Annotated in this window: 7 protein-coding genes and 1 tRNA gene; 5 read left to right on the top strand and 3 right to left on the bottom strand. The window is 69.4% G+C overall.

Translation table 11 applies throughout. The annotated features are described in order from the left end of the window. Positions 1-213 (top strand): tyrosine-type recombinase/integrase (locus tag JWP54_RS04780; protein WP_297368046.1); only part of this gene is annotated, 213 nt, incomplete at its 5' end. A gap of 57 nt (positions 214-270) precedes the next feature. Here the strand turns inward: JWP54_RS04780 and JWP54_RS04775 are convergent. Then, positions 271-346: transfer RNA gene (locus tag JWP54_RS04775), tRNA-Lys, on the bottom strand. Between the two features lie 115 nt (positions 347-461). Here JWP54_RS04775 and JWP54_RS04770 point away from each other — a divergent pair. Further along, positions 462-1,277: an inositol monophosphatase family protein gene (locus JWP54_RS04770; protein ID WP_297368043.1), complete on the top strand. Its 816-nt coding sequence runs from the start codon at positions 462-464 to the stop codon at positions 1,275-1,277. A gap of 35 nt (positions 1,278-1,312) precedes the next feature. Then, positions 1,313-1,810, top strand: a complete 498-nt coding sequence (locus tag JWP54_RS04765) for a hypothetical protein (protein ID WP_297368041.1) — start codon at positions 1,313-1,315, stop codon at positions 1,808-1,810. 9 nt (positions 1,811-1,819) lie between these two features. Here JWP54_RS04765 and JWP54_RS04760 read toward each other — a convergent pair whose 3' ends face one another. Next, a complete protein-coding gene (locus JWP54_RS04760) occupies positions 1,820-2,290 on the bottom strand; it encodes a GAF domain-containing protein (RefSeq protein ID WP_297368049.1) in 471 nt (156 codons plus the stop codon). 2 nt (positions 2,291-2,292) lie between these two features. Further along, entirely contained in the window at positions 2,293-2,991 is a 699-nt protein-coding gene (locus JWP54_RS04755; RefSeq protein WP_297368052.1) for a GDSL-type esterase/lipase family protein, read from the bottom strand. Positions 2,992-3,218: 227 nt separating this feature from the next. Here JWP54_RS04755 and JWP54_RS04750 point away from each other — a divergent pair, with 227 nt between their 5' ends. After that, entirely contained in the window at positions 3,219-4,346 is a 1,128-nt protein-coding gene (locus tag JWP54_RS04750; RefSeq protein ID WP_297368038.1) for a glycosyltransferase, read from the top strand. Beyond that, positions 4,343-5,086, top strand: a complete 744-nt coding sequence (locus JWP54_RS04745) for a PIG-L family deacetylase (RefSeq protein WP_297368034.1) — start codon at positions 4,343-4,345, stop codon at positions 5,084-5,086. Before JWP54_RS04750 ends, JWP54_RS04745 begins: the two co-directional genes overlap by 4 nt. Positions 5,087-5,486: the final 400 nt, after the last annotated feature.

Below are 5,486 nucleotides of genomic sequence, written 5' to 3'. Positions count from 1 at the left end.
GCGCAGAGCCTCCGGCAATCTGCGGCATCCCGAGCATTTGAAGCTGGAGCCGATGTGAAGGTGATCCAGCGCATGCTGGGTCATGCCGACGCGAAGATGACGCTGAACACCTACCGGCACCTGTGGCCTGACCGTCTGGACGACGTAGCCAGTGCTGTATCTGACGCACGAGAGCGAGACCTAGGTCAGAAAGTCATCCTGACTAAATCCTGACTGGGGGCAAAAGGAAACCCCCTCTCATTTTGTAAACGCCTGATGAGAGGGGGTTTTTGGTGCACCCCCCCGGACTTGAACCGGGAACCCGCTGATTAAGAGTCAGCTGCTCTGCCAATTGAGCTAGAGGTGCGTATTTCCGGCGGGACTTTCCCCCGCCGACATGAGACATTACCATCAGATTCCGGCCCCGCGCCAATCGAAGGCCGATATCGGCGTGTCGGGGCGCACTCACTATTCTGAGGAGCGTGACCGAGACCCCGCAGCCCACCCTCGCCGACGATCTCACCCTCGCGCTGGAGCTGGCCGATGCCGCCGACGCCATCTCGATGGCCCGCTTCGAAGCTCTCGACCTGATCGTGACCACCAAGCCCGACCGCACTCCGGTCACGGATGCCGACCAGGCGGTCGAGCGCGCCATCCGCACCCTCCTCGCCGGGCGGCGCCCCGCCGACGGGATCCTCGGCGAAGAGTACGGCACCGCCGGTTCGACCACCCGCCAGTGGATTCTCGACCCGATCGACGGCACCGCCGGGTTCCTGCGCGGCATCAACATCTGGGGCACGCTGATCGCCCTGGCCATCGACGGGGTTCCGGTTCTCGGCGTGGTCAGTTCCCCCGCGCTGGGCAAGCGCTGGTGGGCGGCCGTCGGCGGCGGTGCCTGGTCGGCCGACGCGCGCTTCCCGGACGCACTACCGAAGCGCCTGCGCGTCTCCAGTGTCGAGGCCCTCGCCGACGCGTCGATCAGCTACGGCAGCATCCAGCAGTGGGATGCCGCCGGTCGGCTGGACGCCCTCGTGTCGCTCACTCGTCAGGTCTGGCGCACCCGCGCGTACGGAGACATGTGGTCCTACATGCTGCTCGCCGAGGGGCACCTCGACATCGCCGGCGAATTCGACCTGCAGCCCTACGACATGGCCGCGCTCGTACCCATCGTGCAGGAGGCCGGCGGCCGTTTCACCTCGGTGGACGGCCGGGACGGCCCGTGGCACGGCAGCGCCTTGGCCAGCAACGGCCGGCTGCACCAGGTCGCGCTGGCCGCGATCGCCACCCCGACGGCCTGAGCCGGCGCGCACCGACGCCGCCCGATGCTGCGCGCATGAGTACTCCCCCGGCGTCCGCGGTACGGCTGCTCCGCTGCGCGCTGCTCTGTGGAGCCCTCGCCATCTTCTCCGGCTGCAGTGCCGGTGAGGCGCTGATTCCGTCCGAGGCCGGGCCGCTCGCGGTGGACGGCGCCGACGCGGCCACCCTTGCCGTCGGCGATTGTGTCAATGCCGTGTCCGGCGACATCCTGGCCGGCGTCGACGTCGTGCCGTGCGCCGAGGCGCACGATTGGGAGGTCTACTCCGTCCTCACCGTCGCTGGTCCGGCCGCCGGCGGGGACCCTGACGCTGTCGTGGCCGCCGCCGAGGAGGGCTGCGGCGCCGCGTTCGGGCCGTTCCTCGGCCTGTCGTCGAACGCGACGTCCGACCTCGGCTACACCTACCTGGTCCCGCCGGAGAACACCGGAACCGAGTCGGTCGAGATCGTGGTGCACTGCCTGATCGGCGATATGACCGGCCCGGTCAGCGGCTCTCTGGCCGGCGCCGGGCGGTAGTCGGGCCCATCATTCCGGGGCGGCCTCGGCCCCACTGGCATCAGTGTCAGCCGTCTCCAGCGGATGCCAGAGTTCGTTCTGCAACACGAGGGCCAGGTTCCGAAGCAGCACCACGTCGACGGTCTCGGCGGAGCGGGGGGTCTCGTCGTACACGCAGAGCGCCCCGATGCGCTCCCCCGACGGGGACTCGATGGGGAACCCGACGTAGAACCTCAGCCGGGGCCCAGAGACGACCAGCGGGTTGTCAGTGAACCGCTCGTCGAGGAGGGCATCCGGTACGACGAGGGCCCCAGGTTCGAGGACGGTGATCGTGCAGAACGAACAGCTTCGCGGAATCTCAGTGACTCTCAGGCCCACCATCGATTTGTGCCACTGCCGGTCGCCGTCGAGCACGGTGAAGGCGGCCGCGCTGGCGCCCAGGGAGGACCTGGCCAGGGCGACGATCCGGTCGAAGCGATCCTCGGGGGCGGTGTCGAGCAGGTTCAGTGCCAGCAGGGCCCGATGCCTGGCGTCCTCGACCTCCTCGGGCGTGCGGCCATCCGGGCGGCGAGGGTGTCCGCCCAGACGTCGTAGTCGCTGGCGGACCGGAACCGGCCGGATGCCGACGCCACAGTGCTGGGCAGCGGCACGAAGGTGATCCCATCCGTGGCCGCGCAGAAGAGGATGCTCGCGTCGTTGAGCGCACGGGCCTGCGACCCGGCCAGCGCACCGAGCGGCGTCTGAAACATCGGCAGCGAAGCCAGTGCGGCGATTCCGGCCAGGTAGATCTCGGTGCCGCCGGCGCTGGAATGCCGGAGGCGCTCGAGCAGCCGGGCCAGGTCGTGCCGCCACGCGCGCGGTGACGTGAGCCGGCCGGCATCGCCGATTCCCAGGGTGAGCCCTATCGCGTCATAGCGATGGAGGGTGTCGAAGTCGATGTGGCGGTGCGCCGAGCGCACCGTCATCCTCGAGCGGGCGATCACATCGACATCCGTCCCGCGGCCGGTGCGGGCCGACACCGCCCTGGCCAGCGAGCCCGGCAGGCCCAGGGTGTGGCTGAGCACGCCCCAGCCGACCGCTGCGCCGCCACCGACGATGAGGATGCGCGCACTGTCCAGGCCCGCGGAGTGCACCTGCGGAGCGTCCCGGGGGCTGGGGATACCGGCGACTTTCCGCTCCAGGTTCGCCGCCCAGCCGCGCATCACCGGAGCCAGCAGCCACTGAGGATTTCGTGCACAAGACCCCCACCGGATGCGCTGAGGCCAGACCCGGCCGCAAGCGGACACTGTACACAACTGGCTCTCATCATACGCATCCGCCGATGTCCTAAGATTCTGTAGTGTCTCCCGTTACCGCACCCTTGCGCATCGCCCTGGTTTCCTTGCATACGTCTCCCGGCGCGGAGCCCGGTTCAGGTGACGCCGGCGGCATGAACGTGGTCGTCCGGCACCAGGCCGAGGCCATGGCCGCCCTGGGCCACCACGTCGAAATCCTCACCCGCCGCTCCTCCCCCGACATGCCAGCCGCGCGTCGTCTCGCCGCGGGCGTCACCGTGCGTTACCTCGACGCCGGACCACTCACATCGGTGCCCAAGGGCGATCATGAGGGCTTCATCGACGAGTTCCGTTGCCGCGCGGCCGCGCTCGGTCCGTGGGACGTCATCCACTCCCACCATTGGTTCTCCGGCATGGCGATGCTGCCACTCGCCCGCAGCCTCGGCGTGCCGCACGTGCAGAGCTTCCATTCCATCGCCGCCGACGCCACCACCCCGCTTTCGGACGGAGAACGCCCGGAGTCCGGCGGACGGATGGCTGGCGAAGCCTGGCTCGCCCGCGAATCCGATGCCATCGTGGCGGTCAGCGCCGCCGAGGCCGAGACCGTGGTGCAGCGGCTGGGTGGATCGCCCGAGCGCATCACCGTCGTGCACCCCGGCGTTGACGGCTCCCTCTTCCACCCCCGCACGCGGCCGCCGGCCCGCGGCGCGGCCGAGCGGGGCTACGCGGTCGTTGCCGGGCGACTGCAGCCGCTCAAGGGGCTCGACCTCGCCATCGAAGCGGTGGCGGCGGTGCCGCTTCCCCTGCGCCCGGAACTCGTGATCGCGGGTGACGCCTCCGCCGACTACGAGGGGTACATCGACGAACTCACCCGGCTCGCCGCCGTCCACGGCATTGCCGACGGCGTGCGCTTCGTCGGGCCGCGCTCGCGGGTCGATCTCGCCGCGCTGTTCCGGAACGCCAGGGTCGTGCTGATTCCGTCGCACTCCGAGACCTTCGGCCTCGTGGCATTGGAGGCCGCCGCCAGCGGCGTTCCCGTCGTGGCACAGGGCACCGGCGGCCTCCGTGAGGCCGTGCTGGCCGGGGACACCGGCCTGATCCTGGAGTCGCGCAACCCTCGTGACTGGGCGGAGGCCCTCACCGAGGTGCTCGGCAACCCCGAGCTGGCCAGCCGGCTGTCGGTGGCCGCTCGTGCGCGCGCCGAGATCTTCGACTGGGCCCGTTCGGCCGCTGCGCTGCTCGACGTGTACCGCGCCCTTCTGCCGGTTCCGGTCAGCTCGTGAGCCTTCTCGACAGCCAGGGGTCGGTGCTGTTCGTGCACGCCCACCCCGACGACGAGACGATCTCGACCGGGGCGCTCATCGCCGAATACGTCGCCAGGGGCAGCGAGGTGTACCTGGTCACCTGCTCCCGCGGCGAACGCGGCGAAGTGGTGGCCGGCCCACTCACGGCGCTGGCCGGCACGGCGCAGCTGGCGCGGGAACGCGAGCGGGAACTGGCCAGGGCCACGCGCATCCTGGGCGTCACCGAACGGTTCTGGCTGGGTGAACAACCGGCTCGCGTGCAAGGACTCGCCCCGCGCCGCTACCGCGACTCGGGCATGATGTGGATCCGGCCCGGCCTGGCCGGCCCCGCCCCGGACGCCGCCGAGGACGCCCTCTCGATGGCGTCGCTGGCCGAGGTTGCCAAGGACCTCGTTGCGCTTCTCGCGGTACTGCGGCCATCGCTGGTGATCAGCTACGACGACGGCGGCGGGTATGGGCATCCGGACCACGTGCGCGCCCACGAAGCCGCACTGGCGGCCAGCGCCGCCACCGGTACACCGTTCGCCGAGGTGCTCGAGAGGCCGGCCGTGGATGGCGAGTGGTTCGACCTGCCCCAGCACCTGGGCCTGGTGACGGATGCGCTGCGCGCGCATGCCAGCCAGCTCACGGTGCACGGTACCGACATCGTGCACTCGGGCGGCCAACGGGAGCCCATCGGCACCTCCGCCGGCCTGCGGCTGCATCCGTCGGGACGCTGAGCGGCTTAACCGAAAAATGCCGCCCGGTGGGACGGCACTTTCGGATACTCAGCGGCGTGTGGCAACAACCAAATGGTGGAGACTAGTGTCACATCTGCGTGTCTCCCGGGCCCGTGTGTATCCCGTTGAGACTGGTGTAGCACGGGCCCGTCGCGCCATGCTGGTTGGCAGTGTATCCCGACTGGCCTATGCACGCGCGTAGAACCGCGGCCCTAATTGAACGGTCATCGGGACACTGCTTTGCCCAGCTATCAGCTGGTACAGGCGGACCCGTTTGGATTCTGAAATATGGCCGCTGCAGACCGATCGATAGCCGCCTGAATCCCCAGGTTCGCGACTTCACGAAAGAGTCACCCGTCTGTCAACGGGCTGGACTGGCGGTCAAGAAAAGTCTAAGAAA

Source organism: Cryobacterium sp. (genome assembly GCF_025463825.1).
Taxonomy (GTDB): domain Bacteria; phylum Actinomycetota; class Actinomycetes; order Actinomycetales; family Microbacteriaceae; genus Cryobacterium.
The sequence above is the reverse complement of the archived record's forward strand: the minus strand, read 5'-3'. Positions and strand labels throughout refer to the sequence as shown.

What these genes read in the sequence shown, in the direction of transcription:
- JWP54_RS04765 (WP_297368041.1), top strand. Translation starts at nt 1,313, where the DNA reads ATGAGTACTCCCCCGGCGTCCGCGGTACGGCTGCTCCGCTGCGCGCTG.
- JWP54_RS04750 (WP_297368038.1), top strand. Translation starts at nt 3,219, where the DNA reads ATGAACGTGGTCGTCCGGCACCAGGCCGAGGCCATGGCCGCCCTGGGC.
- JWP54_RS04755 (WP_297368052.1), bottom strand. Translation starts at nt 2,991, where the DNA reads ATGCGCGGCTGGGCGGCGAACCTGGAGCGGAAAGTCGCCGGTATCCCC.